General features: G+C 70.2%; 15 protein-coding genes. 10 read left to right on the forward strand and 5 right to left on the reverse strand.

Translation table 11 applies throughout. The features are described 5' to 3' along the window. Positions 1–55 precede the first annotated feature (55 nt). Positions 56–955: an AEC family transporter gene (locus tag AB0I04_RS46990; protein WP_360900483.1), complete on the reverse strand. Its 900-nt coding sequence runs from the start codon at positions 953–955 to the stop codon at positions 56–58. A gap of 120 nt (positions 956–1,075) precedes the next feature. Here AB0I04_RS46990 and AB0I04_RS46995 point away from each other — a divergent pair, with 120 nt between their 5' ends. Beyond that, complete coding sequence (locus tag AB0I04_RS46995; protein ID WP_360900486.1) at positions 1,076–1,309, forward strand: hypothetical protein; 234 nt, start codon at positions 1,076–1,078, stop codon at positions 1,307–1,309. 300 nt (positions 1,310–1,609) lie between these two features. Next, positions 1,610–2,941, forward strand: coding sequence for a hypothetical protein (locus AB0I04_RS47000; protein ID WP_360900489.1), 1,332 nt, complete (start codon positions 1,610–1,612; stop codon positions 2,939–2,941). A gap of 105 nt (positions 2,942–3,046) precedes the next feature. Here AB0I04_RS47000 and AB0I04_RS47005 read toward each other — a convergent pair whose 3' ends face one another. Next, the gene (locus tag AB0I04_RS47005) at positions 3,047–3,592 is read right to left on the reverse strand and encodes a hypothetical protein (RefSeq protein ID WP_360900492.1); all 546 of its coding nucleotides are present in this window, start codon (positions 3,590–3,592) and stop codon (positions 3,047–3,049) included. Between the two features lie 355 nt (positions 3,593–3,947). On the opposite strand from AB0I04_RS47005, the gene AB0I04_RS47010 reads away from it, so the two are divergent. From AB0I04_RS47010 to AB0I04_RS47030, 5 genes are all read left to right on the forward strand, one after another. Continuing rightward, positions 3,948–9,425, forward strand: a complete 5,478-nt coding sequence (locus tag AB0I04_RS47010; protein ID WP_360900496.1) for a biotin carboxylase N-terminal domain-containing protein — start codon at positions 3,948–3,950, stop codon at positions 9,423–9,425. A gap of 75 nt (positions 9,426–9,500) precedes the next feature. Next, positions 9,501–9,650 (forward strand): hypothetical protein, encoded by a 150-nt coding sequence (locus tag AB0I04_RS47015; RefSeq protein ID WP_360900499.1) that lies wholly within the window; start codon positions 9,501–9,503, stop codon positions 9,648–9,650. A 494-nt stretch (positions 9,651–10,144) separates the two neighbouring features. After that, positions 10,145–11,113, forward strand: a complete 969-nt coding sequence (locus tag AB0I04_RS47020; protein ID WP_360900502.1) for a hypothetical protein — start codon at positions 10,145–10,147, stop codon at positions 11,111–11,113. A 207-nt stretch (positions 11,114–11,320) separates the two neighbouring features. Then, positions 11,321–11,869, forward strand: coding sequence for a hypothetical protein (locus AB0I04_RS47025; RefSeq protein ID WP_360900505.1), 549 nt, complete (start codon positions 11,321–11,323; stop codon positions 11,867–11,869). 299 nt (positions 11,870–12,168) lie between these two features. Next, on the forward strand, positions 12,169–15,435 hold the full coding sequence (locus tag AB0I04_RS47030; protein ID WP_360900508.1) for a S8 family serine peptidase: 3,267 nt from the start codon (positions 12,169–12,171) through the stop codon (positions 15,433–15,435). A gap of 11 nt (positions 15,436–15,446) precedes the next feature. Here the strand turns inward: AB0I04_RS47030 and AB0I04_RS47035 are convergent, their stop codons facing one another. Continuing rightward, entirely contained in the window at positions 15,447–16,475 is a 1,029-nt protein-coding gene (locus tag AB0I04_RS47035) for a Gfo/Idh/MocA family oxidoreductase (protein ID WP_360900511.1), read from the reverse strand. Positions 16,476–16,666: 191 nt separating this feature from the next. Beyond that, positions 16,667–16,864: a hypothetical protein gene (locus AB0I04_RS47040; RefSeq protein WP_360900514.1), complete on the reverse strand. Its 198-nt coding sequence runs from the start codon at positions 16,862–16,864 to the stop codon at positions 16,667–16,669. Between the two features lie 237 nt (positions 16,865–17,101). On the opposite strand from AB0I04_RS47040, the gene AB0I04_RS47045 reads away from it, so the two are divergent. From AB0I04_RS47045 to AB0I04_RS47055, 3 genes are read left to right on the forward strand one after another with little or no spacing between them, the layout of a single operon-like run. Then, positions 17,102–17,761, forward strand: coding sequence for an urea carboxylase-associated family protein (locus tag AB0I04_RS47045; RefSeq protein ID WP_360900517.1), 660 nt, complete (start codon positions 17,102–17,104; stop codon positions 17,759–17,761). Next, positions 17,758–18,897 (forward strand): NADH:flavin oxidoreductase, encoded by a 1,140-nt coding sequence (locus AB0I04_RS47050; protein WP_360900520.1) that lies wholly within the window; start codon positions 17,758–17,760, stop codon positions 18,895–18,897. Before AB0I04_RS47045 ends, AB0I04_RS47050 begins: the two co-directional genes overlap by 4 nt. A 35-nt stretch (positions 18,898–18,932) precedes the next feature. After that, positions 18,933–19,805, forward strand: coding sequence for a polysaccharide deacetylase (locus AB0I04_RS47055; RefSeq protein ID WP_360900523.1), 873 nt, complete (start codon positions 18,933–18,935; stop codon positions 19,803–19,805). A gap of 126 nt (positions 19,806–19,931) precedes the next feature. Here AB0I04_RS47055 and AB0I04_RS47060 read toward each other — a convergent pair whose 3' ends face one another. Beyond that, a complete protein-coding gene (locus AB0I04_RS47060; RefSeq protein ID WP_360900525.1) occupies positions 19,932–21,503 on the reverse strand; it encodes a PucR family transcriptional regulator ligand-binding domain-containing protein in 1,572 nt (523 codons plus the stop codon). Positions 21,504–21,594 lie beyond the last annotated feature (91 nt).

Here is a 21,594-nt window from a genome sequence, read left to right on the forward strand (position 1 = left end):
GCGCTGGTCGTCCAGCCAAAGATTCCACAGGAGACAGTGTGATGCGCATCATATTTCAGCGATGAGCGGACAGCAGGGAAGTAGTCAGCAGCAACGACCCCATGGACAACACGCTCGACGCGACGATCGTGTTGCGGACCAGCTCGGTCCGCAGGCCGTATTCGCGGGCGTAGATGAACGCGTTCTGCGCGGTGGGCAGCGCCGAGCACGTGACGACTGCCAGCAGGTCGGTCCGCGACAGGTGGATCGCGTACCGCCCGAGGACGAAGGCGACACAAGGCTGAACCACAGTCTTGAGCGCCACCGTGACCGCCAGTTCGCCACGGGAACGCGGCCCGGGCTCGGGCGTACGGCCGTGCAGCGACATGCCGAGGGTGACGAGCGCCGCCGGGACGGCGGCCGCGCCGAGCAGTCGGCATGGCCCCAGGACCTGCTGCGGAACGTGCCCGGACGCGACCACGCCGAGCACGCAGGCGATGATGATCGGATTACGTGCCGGAAGCAGCAGGAAGTCGCGGATCTGGGTGCCGCCGTCGATGACCGTCAGCACTATCGGCGTCACCACGAGGACCTGGAACAGCATCACCGAGACGATGAACGAGGTGTTGCCGAGGAGCTGAACCGCCACCGGGATGCCGAGGTTGGCCGAGTTGACGTATCCGGCCGCCATCCCGCTGATCGCCTGGTCGCCGAGGCCTCGTCCGAACACCCAGCGGCCGGCCGCGAAACCGAGCAGGCAGGTCAGGGCGGTGCCCGCGCCGAACGTCACGATCGCCCAACCGGAGAACCGATCCAGACTCGTCGTGCTCAGCATCGCGAACAGCGCCGCCGGCATGGCGACATGAAAGACGAATCGCCCGAGCACGATCTCGCCCTGGTCGCCGAGGATCCGCGTACGGCCGGTGACGTATCCGACCGCCGTCAACAGCCAGATCGGCAGAAAGCCCGCGATCAATGCGTGTCCATGCGATAGATCGTACGATCGGCGGCATGGACTCGCGGCAGTGGACCGTGAAAGCCCGATCTCCGGGTCCGCTCCCTGCCAGCCCGTGACTACTGCGGGTGCCGAGTGACCGTGGCGGCAGCAACCACCGCCACAACCAGCTACAAAGACGCCTCCGCGGCGATCGACTGGCTCAAAAACGCCTTCGGCTTTCAGGAGGTCCGGGTCTACCTGGGCGAGGACGGCGTCGTCGCCCACGCCCAACTACGGCTGAACCCGGAACCTATGGATCAATCACCCCCGGGTGCGCGGGAGCAGGCACCGAGCCCCGGCCTGGCGAGCAGGGCGCTCTGGAACCATCCGTGAGTCCGCGGAGAACACCTGTCACTACGTGCCTCATGAACTCTCTTGATATTTGTCCATGTGGCCTCTAGCCGCATTTGTCCTACACGCCTTCCCTGACTAGAAATTCGGTCCCGTTTCCTCGCGCGAACGTAGGGCACTAAGTGATGGCGCCGCTACATTCGGTTACTGTGAGGGGTGGGAAGCGGAGCTCGTCATGTGCGAGGAGCTATGACAGCTTCCGTGCAGTGCCAGCCATTTCGCAGTGAATCGCGGCGCGCTATGACGGCCCCGTAAACCTACACAGAGGCGGTAGCAGTCCTCATGGCACAGGAAGCCAGGATCGACGTCGAGCTGACGTGGAATCAGGCCGAGGAGAATTCCTCGGCGGAGAAAGTGGCGGAGTTCGCCAAGAATCTGCCGCCGGGGCCGTGGTTCGGCACCCCGACGGGCGTGGCGCGCGCCGGCGACCGGCAGCCGAAGCAGACCTGGCCGCTGCGGTCCGCCCGACCGTACCGGCGGGAGATGGCCGTCGGCGAGGCTGCGGTCTACCTCGCCGACGGCCATGACGAGCTGGAGCGTCCGTTCATCTTCGCGGACGGCTTCAACTACGGTCCTAGTGACCTGCCGGGGCTGTTCGCCCACTTCAACGCGCCCTACCCGGGCAGCGAGGTCGGCTTCCTCGACCAGCTGCTCGCTGCGGGCATCGATGTCATCCTGGTGGGCTTCGAGCAGCGGCACACTCACATCCAGGCCAACGCCGGCGTGGTGATCAGCGCCATCAACGAGGCCATCCAACGGCGACGCGGCGACGCGCAGCTGATCGTCGGCGGGGTCAGCATGGGCGGCATCATCACCCGCTACGCCCTCGCTGAGATGGAAAAGCAGAACCAGGACCACCAGACCGCGACCTGCCTCTCCTGGGACTCCCCACACAACGGCGCCTGGATCCCGCTGGTCCTCCAGCAGATGGCCTACTTCTTCGAGTCGCTGCCGACCGGACCCGGCAAGATCAAGAAGGCCGAGCTGATCAGGAGCCCCGCCGCGCAGCAACTGCTGTACGCATGGATCCCGGACGCGAAGTACGAAGGCCCCGTCGCCACCTCCAGCGAACTGCGCACGCAGTTCCTGGGTGAAATGCGCGAGCTCGGCCAGTTCCCGAAGCGACCGCACAAGCTGGGCGTGGCCAACGGCACCGGCAGCGGTGCCGGCCGCGACCTGCCGCCCGGTGTGGAGGTGTTCAAGTACCAGGTACCGCTGGTCGTCTACGCCCAGGCGAACTTCCAGCCCGACGGCGGCGAGCGCAAGCCGATCGGTGAGATGCGGGCCGCCGGCCAGGTGCGGCGGGGCTTCACCTCGTACGTCCCCGGCCTCGACGGCGCGCCCGGCGGCACCCTGGACTCCTTCGGCGAGATCGCCAAGGAACTTGGGGCCGACATCCCGGAGACGTACAAGTCCAGCTGCTTCGTCCCCTCCGTGAGCGCGGTCGCGCTGGACTACGACCCGGCCGAGTGGGACGTCAACCCGTACGAGAACGTCGAGGCGGACGGTGTGAAAAGCGCGCTCGACGAGTTCAAGTGCGACAGCGAGAACACCGGGCACAGCCAGGTGACCAAGCCACTGGTCGACTGGATCGTGGAGAGAATCGTCCACTGATGCCAACCGCTTGGAACGTGCGGCCACCTCGGCGGGCTACCGACCCGGATGGCCGCACTGCCCAGGAGTGGCTCAGGCACCGGATCACGCTAGCGTTTCCACCGGTCAGGCGTGTGACGTGTGATTGTCTGCGCTGGGAAGTTCTTCCACGGTCTGCAGCAGGCCCCAGACGAAGTGGGCCACGTACGAGCGCCGACCGTCGCCATCGGGTGCGGAGAAGGCCACGTGCCATCGGCTGGGTATCGTTTCGGCCTGGTGCTGGACCGGCGCGAACTGTTCGGCCACGTCGTTCACGACGCATGACCATGGGGCCAGGTCCGCGACCGTATCCAGCCGCGGTGCCACGGCCGCCTCGGGCCGGATCAGCCACTCCTGAAGGACCGACCCCTCGGGTCCGAGCAGCGCTTCGAACCGCAGGCTCGGCCACAGTGGAAGCGTCCACCGGGCCGTACGGCAGATCACCTCACCCATACGCAGGTCCCCTTCGCCCACCGGCGGCCCGAGCACCAACCGAAGTCGGCGTTCACCGCCGGGGAATCTCGATGATCGCCGGATGCGTTGCCATCTGGCGTTCACCTGACGCATCTCGGTACGCGAGGCGTCCAGCGAGCGGACCGCGGAGGCGACGAGATCGGGCTGGTAATCGGCCATGCGTCGTAGCAGAACCAACTGGAACTCACGCCGCCCGAATCCTTCCATGACCGCATCAATAGTGGATACAGCCTGGTCGGGGCAACGCGACCGTTGACCGTCGCGTCTGTGCAGGTCCCCCGGTCATCGATGCCGCAGGGTGCGGTTGTGCTTTGTGGCAGTCCTCGCGTGAAACGGCGGCAGGGCGGTGTGTCCCTGGTTGCCTCTTGTAGGGTCCCCACAAGCTTGGAGCCTGGAATTCGCTATGCGGGACATTGGTGTACCCGGCGGTAATCGAGCAGGGTATGGACAGGTTCAGGCGACGTTCGAGATCCGGGCGTCGCCTTCTACGTGCTGGTGCTGGGAGGCTCGGTCGGTGTTCAGTCGTGTCGCGATCGTCAATCGTGGAGAGGCCGCGATGCGGCTCATCCACGCTGTCCGGGATCTTTCGGCGGAGACCGGGACACGGATCGAGACGGTCGCCCTCTACACCGACGCAGACCGCAACGCGACCTTCGTCCGTGAAGCGGACGTCGCCTACTCGCTGGGCCCCGCCTCGGCCCGCCCGTACCTCGACCACGCCGTCCTGGAGCGGGCGCTGGTGGAGACCGGGGCCGACGCCGCGTGGGTCGGGTGGGGGTTCGTCGCCGAGGACCCGGCGTTCGCCGAGTTGTGCGAGAAGATCGGTATCACCTTCGTCGGGCCGAGCGCGGAGGCGATGCGCAGGCTCGGTGACAAGATCGGCGCGAAGCTGATCGCCGAGGAGGTCGGTGTTCCGGTCGCGCCGTGGAGCCGCGGTGAGGTCGCGACTCTCGAGGACGCGCTGCGCGCCGGCGACGAGATCGGTTACCCGCTGATGCTCAAGGCGACCGCGGGCGGAGGCGGGCGAGGCATCCGCATGGTCGCTTCGAAGGAGGATCTGACCGACGCCTACGAGCGCACCAGCAAGGAGGCGCTGCGCGCGTTCGGCTCCGGCGTGGTCTTCCTGGAGCGCTTGGTCACCGGCGCCCGCCACGTCGAGGTCCAGGTCATCGCCGACGGGCAGGGCACCGCGTGGGCGCTGGGGGTCCGGGACTGCTCGGTGCAGCGGCGCAATCAGAAGGTCATCGAGGAGTCCGCCTCCCCGGTCCTGGAACCGGAGCAGACCGCCGAGCTGAAGGCGTCGGCCGAGCGGCTCGCCGTGGCCGTCGACTACCGCGGCGCCTGCACCGTAGAGTTCCTCTACCACCCCGGCGAGAAGCTCTTCGCCTTCCTCGAGGTCAACACTCGGCTGCAGGTCGAGCACCCGATCACTGAGATCACCACCGGCACCGACCTGGTCCGGCTGCAGCTGCACGTGGCGGACGGCGGGAAGCTGGAAGGCGCCCAGCCGGGCGAGGCCGGCCATGCCATCGAGGCCCGGCTCAACGCCGAGGACCCGGACCGCGACTTCGCGCCCGCCCCGGGCCGCATCGTGCGTCTGGTGCTGCCCGCCGGGCCCGGCATCCGCGTGGACACCGGCGTCAGCGAGGGCGACGGCATCCCGGCCGACTTCGACTCGATGATCGCGAAGATCATCGCCTACGGCCGTGACCGCGAGCAGGCACTGGGCCGGCTGCGCCGCGCGATGGCCGAGACCACAGTGATCATCGAGGGTGGCGCGACCAACAAGAGCTTCGTGCTCGACCTGCTCGACCAGCCCGAGGTGATCGACGCGAGCGCCGACACCGGCTGGATCGACCGCGTACGCGCCGAGGGCCGCCTGGTCGGCCACCGGCACTCCGCGATCGCTCTGGCCGCCGCGGCGGTCGAGGCATACGAGGACGAGGAGGAGGTCAGCCGGAAGCGGCTGCTGTCCACCGCGCACGGCGGGCGCCCGCAGGTGCAGCACGAGAGTGGCCGTCCGCTGGACCTCAAACTCCGCGGCGTCGACTACCGGGTGAGCGTGGCCCGGGTCGGGCAGAGGCGGTTCCGCGTCGGAGTCTCCGGCGGCGGTGACGTGCACCCCGTCGACGTCGAGGTCGAGCGGTTCGATGAGTACAGCGGCCATCTCGTGGTCAACGGCCGCCGGTTCCGGCTGGTGTCGGCCACGCACGGGCCGATCCACCTGATCGAGGTCGACGGCGTCACGCACCGGATCAGCCGCGACGAGGGCGGTGTCGTCCGTTCCCCGGCGCCCGCGCTGGTGGTCGCGACGCCGTCGTCGGTCGGTGACGAGGTCGAGTCCGGCGCGCCGATCCTGGTGCTCGAGAGCATGAAGATGGAGACGGTGCTGCGTGCGCCGTTCCGCGCCCGCGTCCGTGAGTGCCCGGTGTCGGTGGGCAGCCAGGTCGAGGCCGGCGCGCCGTTGATGCGGCTGGAGCCGCTGGCCGATGGCGGCGCTCAGGACGCGGAGTCGGCCGCCGAGACCGTCGAGATCGAGCTGCCCGCGGAGCCCGCGGCATCGGCGGCCGAGCGCGTCGAACGCGGCCTGCAGGACCTGCGCGGCCTGCTGCTCGGCTTCGACATCGACCCGTACGACCGCGAGCGGGTGCTGTCGGCCTACCTGGCCGCGCGCGGCGAACTGGGCGGGCGGCCGCTCGAGGGTGAGCTGGACCTGCTCACCGTGTTCGCCGATCTGTCCGAGCTGAGCCGCAACAAGCCGGGCGGCGAGCTCGACGTCGAGCCGGGCAGCCCGGTGCACAGCCCGCGCGAGTTCTTCCACAGCTACCTGCAGAGCCTCGACGTCGAGCGCGCCGGCGTCACCGACGGCTTCCAGGCCAAGCTCGGCAAGGTCCTCGCCCATTACGGCGTCGCCGACCTCGACCGCACGCCCGAGCTGGAGGCCGCGGTCTTCCGGATCTTCCTGGCTCAGCAGCGGATGAGCACCGGCGTCGCGATCGTGTCGGAGGTGCTGCGCCAGTGGCTGACCGGCGCGTCGCCGCTCGAGCCGCTCGGCGAGCGCGCCGGGCTCACCCTCGAGCACCTGGTCGAGGCCACGCAGGTGCGCTTCCCCGTGGTGTCCGACCTGGCCCGCGGTGTGGTGTTCCGCTGGTTCACCCAGCCACTGCTGCGCCGTAACCGCGCCAAGGTCTACGCCGCGGTACGCGACGACCTGCGCTACCTGGACGGCGACCCGGACGCGCCGGACCGCGCCGAGCGGATCCAGGCCATGGTGGCCAGCTCCGAACCGCTCGTCCGGCTGATCGGCCAGCGGATCGGCCGGGTCGGGCGGGATCACACGCCGCTCCTGGAGGTGCTGACCCGCCGCTACTACGGCAACCGTGGGCTGTCCGAAGTCACCGCGCGGGAGACCGAGGGCTGCCGGTTCGTCACCGCCGAGCACAGCGGCTCAGGACGCGTGACACGCGTGGTCACCACCGCCGTCGACATCGCCGCCCTGCCCGACGCCATCCGCGCCGTCGGCATGCTCGCCGCCGACGTCCCCGAGCACGGCCTGGTCGCCGACCTCTACGTCACGTGGGAGGACCAGCCGGACGCCGACGCGATGGCGGTGCGGCTCGGGCAGCTCCTCGCCAAGCACCCGTGGTCCGCGGGCGTCCGCCGGATCACCACCACCGTCGCCGGCACCAGCGGCGCGGTGATGCACCACCACTTCACCTTCCGGCCCGACGGCTCGGGATTCGCCGAGGACCGGCTGATCCGCGGCCTGCACCCGCAGATGGCACGGCGCCTGCAGCTGCAGCGGCTACGCGAGTTCGACCTCACGCGGCTGCCGTCCGCCGACGAGGAGATCTATCTTTTCAAGGCTGTGGCGCGCAGCAACCCGGCCGACGAGCGGCTCATCGCGATGGGCCAGGTCCGCGACCTGACGCCGCTGCGCGAGGCCGACGGCAGGCTGGTCGCGCTGCCGGCGGTGGAGGACGCGATCGCTGCGGGCCTGGACGCGATCCGTAACATCCAAGCGCAGCGACCCCAGAACAAGCGGTTCGACACCAACCGGATCATGATGTACGTCTGGCCGTCGACCGAGCTGTCCACCGACGAGCTGAACGCCCTGGTCCAGCGCGTCCTGCCGACCTCGGCGGGCGCGGGTCTGGAGGAGGTCCAGTTCGTGGCCCGCCAGCGCACCGCCTCCGGCGAGCTGGCCGAGGTCGCCGTGCGGATCACCCTTGACCCGGGCCACGGCGCGAGCCTGCAGGTCGGCGAGCCGTCGACGGAGCCGGTGCAGCCGCTGGACGACTACCGCCAGAAGGTGCTGCGTGCCGCTCGGCGCGGGAACGTCTACCCGTACGAACTGACCGGCCTGCTCGCCGGGCCGGGGGGCGGCTTCGTCGAGCACGACCTCGACGACCACGGCGCGCTCGTGCCGGTGGACCGGCCGAAGGGGAAGAACTCCGCGGCGATCGTGGCGGGCGTCGTCACGACGCCGACCGAGCGGCACCCCGAAGGCGTCACCCGCGTGGTCCTGCTCGGCGACCCGACGAAGGCACTGGGGGCGTTGTCGGAACCGGAGTGCTCGCGGGTGATCGCCGCGCTCGATCTCGCCGAGCGGATGCGGGTCCCCTTGGAGTGGTTCGCGCTGTCGGCAGGCGCGCGGATCTCGATGACCTCGGGCACCGAGAACATGGACTGGGTCGCGGCCGCGCTCAAGCGGATCGTCACGTTCACCCAGGACGGCGGCGAGATCAACATCGTGATCGCCGGGATCACCGTCGGCGCCCAGCCGTACTGGAACGCCGAGGCGACGATGCTCATGCACACCAAGGGCATCCTGGTGATGACGCCGGACTCGGCGATGGTGCTCACCGGCAAGCAGTCGCTGGACTTCTCCGGCAGCGTGTCGGCCGAGGACAACTTCGGCATCGGCGGCTACGACCGCGTGATGGGGCCGAACGGCCAGGCGCAGTACTGGGCGCCCAACCTGCCGGCCGCCCGCGACGTGCTGATGGCGCACTACGACCACACCTACGTCGTGCCCGGCGAGACGGCTCCGCGGCGAGCCCGCACCACCGACCCGGCCGACCGCGACGTCTCCGCGTTTCCGCACCCGATCGCCGGCAGCGACTTCACCACCGTCGGCCAGATCTTCTCCGCCGAGCACAACCGCGACCGTAAGAAGCCGTTCGACATTCGCACGGTGATGCGTGCCCTGTCCGACCAGGATCACCCGGTGTTGGAGCGCTGGGCGGGCATGGCCGACGCCGACACCTCGGCGGTGCAGGACGTGCACATCGGCGGTTGGCCGGTCTGCCTGATCGGCATCGAGTCGCGGTCGGTGCCGCGGCGCGGCTTCCCACCCACCGACGGCCCGGACACCTACACCGCGGGCACGCTGTTCCCACGGTCGTCGAAGAAGACCGCGCGGGCGATCAACGCGGCGTCCGGCAACCGGCCGCTGGTCGTGCTGGCGAACCTGTCCGGGTTCGACGGCTCACCGGAGTCGATGCGCAAGCTCCAGCTGGAGTACGGCGCGGAGATCGGCCGGGCGATCGTCAACTTCGATGGGCCGATCGTGTTCTGTGTGATCTCCCGCTACCACGGCGGCGCGTTCGTGGTGTTCTCCAAGGCGCTCAATCCGAACATGACCGTGCTGGCGCTGGAGGGCTCGTTCGCCTCGGTGCTCGGCGGTGCCCCGGCGGCCGCCGTGGTGTTCTCCGGTGAGGTGAACAACCGCACCGCGACCGACCCGCGGGTGACCGAGCTGCAGACGCAGGTCTCGGCGGCCGGCGGTGCCGAGCGGGCGGTGCTGAGCGCCCGGCTCGCCGAGGTGCAGTCCGCCGTCCGGGCGGAGAAGCTCGGCGAGGTCGCCGCCGAGTTCGACCGGGTGCACAGCATCCAGCGCGCGGTCGAGGTCGGCTCGGTAGACGCGATCATCAGCAGCGCCGAGCTGAGGCCGCGGATCATCGAGGCCATCGAGCGCGGAATGGGCTGACGCACGGATGGGCACGCATCACGCGCCCGGCCGCTGACCCGGCCGTCCAGGACCGGCGCACGGTTCTGGACGAGTATGAAGGTTTCAGCCAACATCGCCCTCATCAAGGCCGTTTTTCTCCGCCCGCCGCTGCATGATTCCAGCGAAATGCTCGACATGAGCGCCCGGGCCCACCGTCGAAAGACCGTCACCGGGCTGATCAACGAGTGCTGCGGCGCTGCCTGATCGCACTGCGGACGCCCAGGTCAGCGACACCATCCGCGGTTTTTGGCACCGCACGCGGCTTCGGCCGCCGACCGCGAACTCGGCTGCCCGACTACCCGCCGGATCGTCCTGGCATCGATAACGGCATGTTCAGCGAGCATTGATTTGGGCCTAGTACTGACGATGCCGTCCAATTACCGTCGCCCTCACCCAGCCTGAGGAAGCCACCCCACGCCTTTCACCTGACCGATACCTGACGACCCGCCCCGTCCTCACCCTCGCCAGAGGAGAGCGACCATGCGTGGCTGCCATGCCACGGTGCCGCGTCCTGTCCCCGCGCCCGCGGAACGGCTTTCTCGCCGGCCATCGCGTCACGCTGCGCGAAGCCCACCCCGCCTCATTGACGCTCCGGGCTTGAACCGCACTCGCAGCATATGCAATCTCACGAAATTTCGAACAGGAGGTCGTTACATTGTCCCCCCGCGCATTCGTTTCCGTTCCGTTCGGGGCCTGAAATGAGGGCCTTCGGACATCATCGTGCGACGAAGCGGCAGGCAGGACTGGCCGCGACGATCGCGGCCGGCGCTCTCACATTCTGCCTCGCCACCATCCCCGCAGCCGGCGCCTCCAGTGGCACGCCGTCTCCGCATCCCGCCGCGACCGGCCCGAACCTGTCCGCCCCGGTCTCTTCGCACCCGGTCCCCGGCATCACCGGCCGCGCCGCCGCGAAGTTGTTAACTCCCGCCCAACGCGCCCAGTTCCGCAGCCGCCACGCCCTCTGGCGCAGCGCTCCTACTCGGCACAACACTCCGTCCATGGTTCATGCGGCCGACGACGGCCACCAGTTCTGGGCTGTCTACCCAACGGCCGACGGCGGCCCCACCGGCGTCTACGCCACCCATTCGGTCCTCCCGAACCTGCGCGCCTCGAACAGCAGCGACGTCATCTACGCGCCCACGCTGTACCCGTCCGGTAACGCCTGCATCGAGGACACCACCGCCTACCTGCACGACAGCGCCGTGATCTGGGCCTGGGACTGGTGCCAGAGCCAAACCGTCGGCAAGCTCACGGTAATGGACTCCGCCTTCCAGGCCACCTACGTCCGCAATGGTGCCTACGGGGTCATGATCAACAAGACCGACGCGGCCACCAACACCTGGCAGATGCTGCTCTACAACTTCACAACATCGCAGTGGGATCCCTACTTCACCTCCCAAGGCCCCAATGGCGTCTACGACTTCGGCTGGGACGCCTTCGAGGTCTACTCCGCCACTGACCCCTCCACCGGACGCCCCTATATCTGTGCCGACACCGCCGGCCGCTCTTTCACCGCGAGCAATATCCAGCAACGGGAAAACGGCACCTGGAAGCCACTGACCGGCTCCGATTCCACCACCGACCCCACCGGCACCATATTCGGCTGCCCCAACCTGCACGCCACCTTCACCACCCCGAACTCCACCTGGCGCGTCAGCAACCCCTGAACCCGTCTTTCCGAAGCACCAATCCCATTGGATTGGTGCTTCGGACTTGGTGTGGGGTCGGCTTCGGGCGCTCGCTGACGGACTCGGCGAAACCGGCCGCCGCGCGACCGAGGGGGACGCGTGCTCTCCTCCTGATCGCGTGCCCGATGCCGACCCCTCTACGTGAGACTGGCCTCGGCGTGTTCTCCGAGACGAGGGAGTCGAAGGATGTCGACATCGCACGTGGTCGTCGTCGCGGCATTGGCGACGGCGGCGACCGGGTGTTCGCTCCTGGGCGGGGGAGCGGGAGACCCGGTTCGTGCCACGCCACCGTCCGTGGCCCCGTTCGCCTCGACGGGGACGCCGGTCGGGGCGTGTTCCGCCGGCTACGAGGCCGACCATGAACGGAGTCGAGGACTGGTGAGCGTCGACGCCCGCCCCATCGGTGTCGTCGCCGTGTGGCTGCCGGGAATGAACCAGCGCCCCTGCCGTGCGGCGCTCACTCGCGGGAACGCCGACTTCGCGCGGCGACTCGCCACGGACATCCGAACGGCACCGAAATGGCCGTCAGGGGCGTACAACTGCCCCATGGACGACGCCTCGGGCGCGAGTCTGTACTTCGAGCAATCCGGGACCGCGAAGGCGGAATTGGTGGACGTCCATCTCGCCGGTTGCCGTGGAATCGGCGCCCCGGGCCGGTCGAGTCGCGAACTGACCGACCGGCTCTCCCACGACCTGGCATCGATCGCCCCGGCCCCGTGGCGTACGGGTCTGTGACCAGCGCCCTCGCACTCTTCCACACTTGGTGGCTCCGCCGACATGCGATCCGACCGATGTACGCCTCGCCCGGCGGCCGAGCTTATGAAAGCGATTTTTGCTGCTTTCAGGATTCGTCGCGGCGCGTGACGCCGCTCGGACGTCCATGACGTGCGGTTGTTGCCGATCGCGCCCGCCGGTTCGCGGTGCGACCCGTCGCGGTCGGCTTGACCCTTTGGCGTTGCCCGCGACACGGTCGAGACCGCGTGCTGGGCCGGTTTAGTCCGGCATTCCGGTGGACCTGGGGAAAGGACCGGGGAATGCGAAAGCGAGGACGTGGCGGCCGGGTCGCGACCGCTTTCGGCGTCGTCATCTTGACCATCGCCGCCGTGGGCGGGTGGACGGAGGAGCCGTCCGGCCCGGCGGCCGGCGATTCGCAGCGCGCGCAGCCGGCGGTGGCACACCAGGTCACGCTCCTGACCGGCGACCGGGTGACGGTACAGACCAATAACAAATCCTCCGTACAGGTCGTCCGCGGACCCGGCCGGGCGAACGTGCCGTACGCGGTGAAGGCGTACGGCGGACACGTGTTCGTGGAGCCGGCCGACGCCGCGAGGCTGATCGCCAGGGGCCGGCTCGACGAGCGGTTGTTCGACGTGACCCAGCTGGTGGCGTGGGGGTACGACGACGCGCACACGGCCGACATCCCGGTCATCGCCAAGGGCGCTGCCGTCCTGCCGTACGGTCACGGCACGAGGAAGCTGCCCGCGCTGGGCATGTCGGCGACCCGCATACCGAAGCCGAACGCCGAAGCGACCTGGCGCGACCTCACCGCGGGAGCCGCCGAGCCCACCACGTTCGCCACCCCGACGACGAAGATCTGGCTGGACGGTAGGTTGCGGGTCACCGACGACGTGAGCGCCGCGCAGGTGGGCGCGCCGGCGGCATGGCGCAGGGGGCTGACCGGCGGCGGCGTCACCGTCGCGGTGCTCGACAGCGGGTACGACCCGGCGCATCCCGACCTCAGCGGCGTGGTGACGCAGAGCCGCGGATTCACCGACCAGGGCGCGGCGGATGTGACGGACGACCATGGGCACGGCACCCATGTCGCGTCGATCCTGGCCGGTTCGGGCGCCGCGTCGAACGGGCGGTACAAGGGCATCGCGCCCGGTGCGAAGCTCGCGGTCGGGAAGGTCTGCGACGACGCCGGGTGGTGCGACGCGTCGTGGGTGCTGGCCGGCATGGCTTGGGCGGCGCAGACGGTCAAGGCACGGGTGGTCAACCTGAGCCTCGGCGGCGCCGACTCGCCCGGCGTGGACCCGCTCGAAGAGGCGGTCAACACGCTCACCGCGCAGACCGGGACGCTCTTCGTGATCGCGGCCGGCAACGACGGGCGGGACAGCACGATCGAGTCGCCGGGCAGCGCCGACGCGGCGCTCACCGTGGGTGCGGTCGACTCCGCCGACGCGCTCGCGTCGTTCTCCTCCCGCGGTCCGCGCGTCGGCGACTACGCCGTCAAACCCGACGTCACCGCGCCGGGTGTGGACATCATCGCGGCCAAGGCGGCCGGTTCGGACCTGGGCACGCCGGTGGGCACGGCCTACCAGAAGCTGTCGGGCACGTCGATGGCGACTCCGCACGTGGCTGGGGCAGCGGCGATCGTCGCGGGGGAGCATCCGGACTGGACGGCTCCGCAGCTCAAGGCCGCGCTGACCGGTTCCGCGCATCCCGGCGCCGACGTGTCGGCGTATCACGAGGGCACCGGACGTCTCGACATCGCGCGGGCCGTCACCCAGCAGGTCACCGCCGCGCCGACCGGCATGTCGGCGGCGCTGGCCTGGCCGCACACGGCCGGGCAGTCGGCGGCCCGTACGTACGCGTACACCAACCACGGCACGGTCTCGATCACGCTGACGCTGCGCACGGCCGGCGTTCCGTCCAAGCTCGTCCGGCTGAGCCCGTCGTCGGTGACGCTGCGACCGGGCGTGACCGCGCAGGTCACGGCGACGATCGGGGCCGACGGCGTGACCCCGGGCACCTACAGTGGGCTGATCACCGCCACGTCCGCAGACGGGAAGGTCGTGGTGCGTACGGGTGTCGGCGCGTTCATCGAGCCGGAGGCGTACGACGTCACGGTCTCGGCGGTCGACCGCGACGGGCAGCCGAGCGACACGGGGGTCGACTTCTTCGACCCGGCGACGGGCGTCGTCACCAGGGCGTCGACCGTGGGCGGCACGGCCACCGTACGGCTGCGGGCCAAGCGGTACATCACCCACGCGGCCGTCTTCACGCAGGGGACGGATGTCAGCAGTCTGCTCCAGCCGTACACCGTCGGCGCGAGCGACCACCGGGTCGCGCTCGACGCCCGTACGGCGAAACCGGTCACGGTCACCATCGACCGGGCCGACGCGACCGCCACCCTGAACGCGATGTCCGCCTACAACGGTCGGGGCGGGGCGATCGTCGGCATCGGCAGCGGTAGGCCCGGGCACGTGAGCGTGCTGCCGGTCAAGGACCGCGACATCGTCTTCAACGTCCAGTCGCTGTGGACACAGCAGGACGCGACCGAGACAGCGCCCAGTAAGTACCGGTATGACCTGGCCGACGTCGTCCGCGGCCAGGTGCCGGCCGACCCGACGTACCACCATGCGACGGCCGACCTGGCCGCGATCCAGATGCACTGGCGGACACTGGGCGCGGAGACCATCGGCAGCCATGTCTGGGCGCCCGTGCTGCCGGACGTCTTCCTGTCGGTGGGCACCGGGATACCGATGCGGCTGCCGGCGGCGCAGACGGAGTACGTCACCCCGCGGCAGGCCTACTCGCGGACGCTCTACTACGGTCCGGACGACCGGAGCCTGCTGCAGGGAGGCGCGCTCGCCGCGCCCGACGCCTCGTACGCCGCCAAGACCTATGCGGAGACGTGGAACGCCGCCGCCGTCGGTCCGGCCTTCCCCGGCAACGGAGGCGGCGACCGAACCGGCGACGTGCTGACCTACGGCGGCGACGGGCTGTTCAGCGACGCGGCCGCCGGGCACGTCGGCCGGGACGTGCGGGCCACTGGCACGGTCCAGCTCGTGCGCGGTTCGACCGTGGTCAAGACGGCGAAGCTGAACGGCGGATACGCGGCCCTGACGGCGACGCTGCCCGCGCGTTCGGCGACCTACACGTTGAGCGTGTCGGCCCAGCGGCCGGTGACGCCGTCCACCGCGGTGACGACGGCGTGGACGTTCAGGTCGGGGCACACCGCGAGCCGGCATCCACTGCCGCTGCAGGCCGTGCGGTTCGCGGTGCCGGGGCTCGACGACGCCAACCATGCCGCGGCGGGCACGACGGTGAGCCTTCCGGTGCAGGTCGTCCGCGACCCGGGCGCCCCGTCGGCGTCGGTCGCCGCACTCACCGTGCAGACCTCCGCCGACGACGGTACGACCTGGCAGAACGCACCGCTCGTACGCTCCGGCGGCGGCTGGGTCGCCACCGTGACCAACCCGGCGACGCCCGGGTTCGTCTCGCTGCGGGCCACCGCCGCGGACAGCGCGGGCGACTCGGTCGAGCAGACGATCGTACGGGCGTACACGGTGCGCTGATCACCCCTCGACTACGCCGACGGCGGCGTTGCGCCTGCGTAGAAGGCAGGACGGGGCTTCACGCCGGCGCCGACGACGCCGCCCGACTGCCGGGCCTCGACGGTGGCATTGGAGATGACGGTCGCGGCGTAGCCGTCCCAGGCGGATGGGCCGATGGGCGCGTCGCCCGCCGCGATGCCCGCGATCCACTCGCGGAACTCGGTGTCGAAGGCGTCGGCGAAGCGGCCCACCCAGTCGGTGAGCAGCGCCGTGCTGTGCTGCCCTGCGGTGCGTACGCCGACCGCGGCCGGGTCGGGCAGCCGCACGAGCCCCTCCTCGCCGACCACCTCGCACTGAATGTCGTAGCCGTACTGGCAGTTGACGAAGACCTCCAGGTCGATGCGGACGCCCTTCGCGGTCTCATAGAGCATGATCTGCGGGTCTGTCAGGTGCGCGAACCGCTTGCTCGCGGAGCGTGGCGTGACCACCTGGGCGGAGACGATCTCGTCATCGAGGAGCCAGCGCAGCACGTCGATCTCGTGCACCGCCGTGTCGAGCGCCGCCATGTCGGAAACGTACGACTCCGGAACGGTCGGGTTGCGGTGGGCGCAGTGCACCATCAACGCCTCGCCGATCCGGCCGGAGTCGATGACGTGCTTCAGCTGCCGGCAGCCCGCGTCATAGCGGCGCATGAAGCCGACCTGAACGAGCCGGCGGCCGTGCGCCATCTCCGCCTCGACGATCCGCAGGCAGTCCTCGGTGGTGGTGGCAAGGGGCTTCTCGCAGAACACCGGCTTCCCGGCGGCGATCGCGCCCAGTACATGCTCCGCGTGCGTGGGACCCCAGGAGGTGACGAGCACCGCGTCGACGTCGTCCGCCGTGATCAACTCGGGGCCGTCCGCGAAGACCCGGGCGCCGACGTCGGCCGCCGCGTCCTCGGCGCGTGCGGCGTCGATGTCGGTGACCGCCGTGACCTCGACGCCGGTCACGGTGTCGGTGAGCCGGCGGATGTGTTCCCGGCCGATCCAACCCGTTCCGATCACTCCGACGCGCACAGTCATCGAGATTCCTTTCTGTGCCCCGGCCCGCGGGAGCCGGGAACCTCCTGCCGCACTCGGCGCTCGTGGCCTGATCAGGTGGGTTTGGATCGATCCAAGTGATGCGATGGAGGATTCTCCTCTTTCGGGCAGGTGTCAAGAGTCGGAGCGCCGGGTCGACGGGGTCCGGCTCGCCGGACGCGCGCTCTACGGCGTCACTTGCTGGGCTGGGGAACCTTGCAGTAGGCGCTCGGGTTGAGGCCGATGTAGTTGAGCGGGCCGGCGATCCACGTGAGGCCGATCGTGGCGAAGTTCGCGCAGCTCCCGTCGAACCGGGTGTAGTAATGGCGCTGCCCTGCGGCGAGCCCTCCGATGACCAGCCAGACGACGACGATCCACCGTCCGGTCCGCATCGTCACCTCCGATGTTCTCGCCGCCGACTCTGGAGGTACGACGATAACGACAAGATCGGCCAATAGCTTGCAAGCCGGATGGGCAGTGTCACTTTATCGGTTACCTGGACACCGAGCCCCTTTTGTGTCGGGTGCCGGCGGCGAGACCAACACCTGGCGTTTCGTCCAGTCAAAGTGCCTGAACACTGTACGAAGGTCCATGGCGGGTCGGGCTGCGGTCGGGGTTGACTGACGCCCATGAATTCGACGAGGCACCGGGTCGTGGTGCCCGCCCGAGAGGCACGCGTGGTCCGGCTCGCGACCGGTGATCGGGTCCGCGTGGTCGACCTCGAAGGCCGGCAGGTGGGCGATGTCTTCTGCTTCGCCGCCGAGGACCCGTCCGAACATCTCAGTGCCGCACATACCCGAACCCAGCTCGGCCGGCTGTTTCCGGCGCTGGGGGAGTCGTTCGTCACCGACCGGCGGCGGCCGATCCTGACGCTGGCCGGCGACACGTCCCCCGGGGTGCATGACATGCTCATCGCCGCCTGCGATCCGGCGCGCTACCGGGCCCACGGTGTCGACGGCCGGCACGCCTCATGCGCGGAGAACCTGCACCGCGCCCTCGGAGAGGTGGGCCTGCGGACCGCCGTCGTTCCCCAGCCGGTCAACGTCTTCATGCGGATCTCGATCGACGGGGACGGCGGTCTGAACTGGCTGCCCGCGCTGAGCCGGCCGGGAGACAGCGTGACCTTCGAGGCGGCGATGGACTGCGTGCTGGTGGTCTCCGCCTGCCCGCAGGACGTCGTCGGCATCAACGGGGGGAACGAGCCGACGGCGCTGGCCCTCGACCTGTCGCCCGCCCATGAGTCCGCCGAGCGGGTCCCCGCTCTTCATGACACAGGAGAGAAGCAGTGACCATCATCGACTCCGGAGCCGCGCACCCGGCTCTGGCACCTCTGGACGTCGCGGGCCTGGACCTGCGGAACCGGCTCGCGGTCGCGCCGATGACCCGCGTCTCGGCCGCACCCGACGGCACGCCGACCCGGCAGATGGCCGACTACTACGCGGAGTTCGCCCGCGGCGGCTTCGGCCTGGTGATCACTGAGGGCACCTACACCGACGACCGGCACAGCCCGGGATACTTCAACCAGCCGGGCATCGTTACCGACGGACACGTCGCGGCCTGGCGGGAGGTCACGGAGCGGGTGCACGCGGCCGGTGCCCGTACCGTGCAGCAGCTGATGCACGCGGGAGCACTGTCCCAGGGCAACCCGTACCGGCCGGGGACCGTCGGCCCGTCGGCGGTCGCGCCCCTACGCGAGATGATGCCCGAGTACGGCGGCAGCGGGCCGTGGCCCGTGCCCCGCGAGATGACCGCCGCCGACATCGACGAGGCCGTGGCCGGGTTCGTCGCCGCCGCCGGGAACTCCCTGCGCGCCGGGTTCGACGGCGTGGAGGTGCACGCCGCCAACGGCTACCTGCTCGACCAGTTCCTGACCGACTACACCAACCGGCGCACCGACGGCTACGGTGGCGCGCTGATCAATCGGCTGCGACTCACCGCCGAGGTCGTCGCGGCGATCCGCGCCGACCTCGGCCCGGACGCCGTCATCGGCGTGCGCCTGTCCCAGGGCAAGGTGAACGACTTCACCCACCGCTGGCCCGGCGGCGCCCGCGACGCCGAGGTGATCTTCGGCACGCTGGCCGGGGCGGGGGCGGCGTACCTGCACATCGCGAGCGAGGGGCGAAGCTGGATCGAGAGCGCCACGCTAGACGGCGAGGTCACCATCACTCAGCTCGCGCGCAAGGTGTCCGGGCTGCCGGTGATCGCCAACGGCGGCATGCACGATTCGGGCCAGGCCGCGGAGGTGCTCGAGAACGGGCACGCGGATCTGCTGTCCCTCGGGCACGGTGCCCTCGCCAACCCCGACCTCCCCCGGCGGCTGGAAAGCGGGGCCACGCTGGCAGAATTCGATCATCGACTGCTGCAGCCGATGGCGACGCTGGACAACGCGGAGCGCCACCGCCGTGAGCGGGCCGGCGCGGCGTGAGTCCGGCTCCAGCCGGAGTGGACGGAGATGACGCGATGGACGAGTCGGGCTGGCGGGCCGGGGCCCGGTGCGTGTTCACCCTGACGTTCGACGTGGACGCCGAGGCCGCCGTCCTCGCACATGGACGACGGTTCGCCGACCACGCGATGACGATGTCGCACCAGGCGTACGGCCCGGAGGTCGGCGTGCCACGGCTGCTGGAACTGCTGGCCGACCTCGGCGTGCCGGCGACGTTCTTCGTGCCGGGCTGGGTCGCCGAGCGGCGGCCCGGCCTGGCGGCCGCCATCGCGGAGGCCGGGCACGAGGTCGCGCACCACTCGTACAGTCACCGCCCGCCCACCGGGATGAGCGCGGCCGAGGAGCGCGCCGACTTCGAGCGTGCGCTGGAGGTCTTCGCCGACCAGGGCATCGAGATCGCCGGGCACCGCGCCGCGCTGTGGGAGGCGACGTGGCGTACCCCGGAGCTGATCACCGAGCACGGGCTGCGGTACGACTCCTCGCTGATGGGCGACGACCGCCCGTACCTGCTGACGACGTCGGGCGCCGACATCGTCGAGCTACCGGTGCACTGGTCGCTGGACGACTGGGAGCAGTACGCCTTCCTGCCCGACCCGCACGTCGGCTCGGTCATCGAGTCGCCGGCGAAGGCGCTGGAGATGTGGCGGGCGGAGCTGGACGCCATGCGGCACTACGGTTGCCTGTTCAACCTCACCAACCACCCGTTCCTGACCGGTCGGCCCGGCCGGGCCGTCGCGCTGCGCACGCTGGTGGAGTACGCGCTGGAGTGCGGCGACGTACGGTTCGACCGGTGCGGGGACGTCGCCGAGCGCGTACGCGTGGACCGGACGCTGCCCCGCCGCAGTCCGGAACCGCCTGACGTCGACCCGGCGGTCTACCCGGTCGACTGACCCACGGATCCAGGCCGGGGCGGCGGGCCCTTCGCCGTGACGGACCGACGGGGCGTACATGGTCAACGTGTTCAGGTCGGGGCGGCGGGGCCTTCGTCGCGGCCCTTCGTCGCGCCGTTCGCCCGGTCAGGGGAGCTGCCTGAGCGCGTCGGCCCGTAGTGCGAGGAAGAGGTCGACCAGGTCCTCGGTCCGGTTGACGTCGCGTCCGGTCAGCTCGGCGACCCGCGTCATGCGGTTCCGCAGCGTATTGACGTGCACGTGCAACGCCGCGGCGGTGGCCGCCCAGTGGCTGTCGTTGTCCAGGAACGCGCGCAGGCTGGCCTCCAGCCCTCCGCCGCGCGCCGCGTCGTGGGCCCGCAGCGGGTCGAGTACGGCCGAGGAGAAACGCCGCAGCGTCTCAGGGTCGTGCCGGCCGAGCAGCAGCAGGTGGGTGTTGAGCTCGTCGTACGCCATGACCACCGGGCCGCCGCTCCGGCGGCGGAGCACGCGGCAGGCCTCCCGCGCCTCTAGCACCGGACGGCGCAGTCCGGCCGCGTCCGGGGCGGTCCCACCGAGCCCGGCGACCAGGCGGCGGTCGCCGAACCGCGGCGCCAGGCCGGTCACCAGCCGCCGGGCGAGAGCGGCGAACTCCGTTTCCGCGGCCCGCCAGGACACGATCACGACGACGTCCTGGCTGGCGGCCGCGGTCACCACAGGAACGCCCTGGGTCAGGAAGAACTCGGTCACCGCGTCGCCCAGGCCGGTCGCGCCGAGGCCGTCATCGTCGGCGAACGCCAGCGCGCACACCGCGAGCGGGTGGCTCGCGTCGATCCCGAACGCCCGCAGCCGACCTGGCAGCTCCGCCTGCCGCCCTGGCCCGGACAGCACCATGTCGAGCAGCTCGCCCGCGAACCGCATCTCGATCGCGTGCACGGCCTGCTGCTTGGCGACCTCGAGGCTGAGGAACGACGCCGCCTGACCCAAGGCGTCCTGCTCGGCCGGGCCCAGCTCGGCCATCGGACGCAGGCACACCAGGCCCGCGTCCACCTCGCCGAGCGCCGCGATCAGGAAGATCGACGCGTACCCGCCCGGGCCGAGGTCGATCTCCAGCGGCGGCGGATGCCGGGCCAGGGCCTCGGCGACGAGGCGTGCCTGCCCGGAGTTCAGGTCGGCGCCGGCCGCCGCGACGACCCTCGCCGTACGGTCGATCACGGCCAGCGGAAGGTCGTGGTCGCGGCGCAGCACCCGCAGGATGCCGGACGCGCCGGCTCCCCGTGCCATCACGTCAGTGAGCGCGTCGCTCCGCCGGATGCGCCCCAGCAGGTCCCGCTGGCGCTCCTCGGCGTACGCGGTGGCCATGGCATGGGAGAGCGCGGTGAACGGAACGTCTGTCGACAACTCGATGAGCGGCAGGCGCGCCCGATGGCAGGCGCCGACGAGCTCTGCCGGGACCCGCCGGACGCTCTCTCGCAGGCCGAACACGATCCCGCCCGCACCCGCGCCCGCGACGCGCGCCACGAACGCCTCGGCGTCATCGGGGCCGGCGCACCACAGGCCGTTCGTCAGGACCAGCTCCCGGTCTCGCAGGTAGGGCGACGGATCGGGCAGCTCGGTGGTGTGCACCCAGCGCATCTCGGCGTCCAGCGCGCCGTCGGCACCGGGCTCCAGCAACCGCAGCTTCAGGGTGGGGTCGGCGACCAACCGCCGGATCGTCACCATCCCTGGAAGTTAACACAGTGGCCAGGTGAGCTGACTGGACGTTCATCCACTCTTCAGCGGCTGACGTGCGTGCTTTTGTGAACCCCACGAG

Origin of the sequence: Actinoallomurus sp. NPDC050550 (genome assembly GCF_040655075.1) — a bacterium.
Taxonomy (GTDB): Bacteria; Actinomycetota; Actinomycetes; order Streptosporangiales; family Streptosporangiaceae; genus Actinoallomurus.

Coding starts and splice junctions, on each gene's coding strand:
- AB0I04_RS47000 (WP_360900489.1), top strand. CDS start 1,610: ATGGCACAGGAAGCCAGGATCGACGTCGAGCTGACGTGGAATCAGGCC.
- AB0I04_RS47005 (WP_360900492.1), bottom strand. CDS start 3,592: ATGGCCGATTACCAGCCCGATCTCGTCGCCTCCGCGGTCCGCTCGCTG.
- AB0I04_RS47015 (WP_360900499.1), top strand. CDS start 9,501: ATGAAGGTTTCAGCCAACATCGCCCTCATCAAGGCCGTTTTTCTCCGC.
- AB0I04_RS47020 (WP_360900502.1), top strand. CDS start 10,145: ATGAGGGCCTTCGGACATCATCGTGCGACGAAGCGGCAGGCAGGACTG.
- AB0I04_RS47025 (WP_360900505.1), top strand. CDS start 11,321: ATGTCGACATCGCACGTGGTCGTCGTCGCGGCATTGGCGACGGCGGCG.
- AB0I04_RS47030 (WP_360900508.1), top strand. CDS start 12,169: ATGCGAAAGCGAGGACGTGGCGGCCGGGTCGCGACCGCTTTCGGCGTC.
- AB0I04_RS47035 (WP_360900511.1), bottom strand. CDS start 16,475: ATGACTGTGCGCGTCGGAGTGATCGGAACGGGTTGGATCGGCCGGGAA.
- AB0I04_RS47040 (WP_360900514.1), bottom strand. CDS start 16,864: ATGCGGACCGGACGGTGGATCGTCGTCGTCTGGCTGGTCATCGGAGGG.
- AB0I04_RS47045 (WP_360900517.1), top strand. CDS start 17,102: ATGAATTCGACGAGGCACCGGGTCGTGGTGCCCGCCCGAGAGGCACGC.
- AB0I04_RS47055 (WP_360900523.1), top strand. CDS start 18,933: ATGGACGAGTCGGGCTGGCGGGCCGGGGCCCGGTGCGTGTTCACCCTG.
- AB0I04_RS47060 (WP_360900525.1), bottom strand. CDS start 21,503: ATGGTGACGATCCGGCGGTTGGTCGCCGACCCCACCCTGAAGCTGCGG.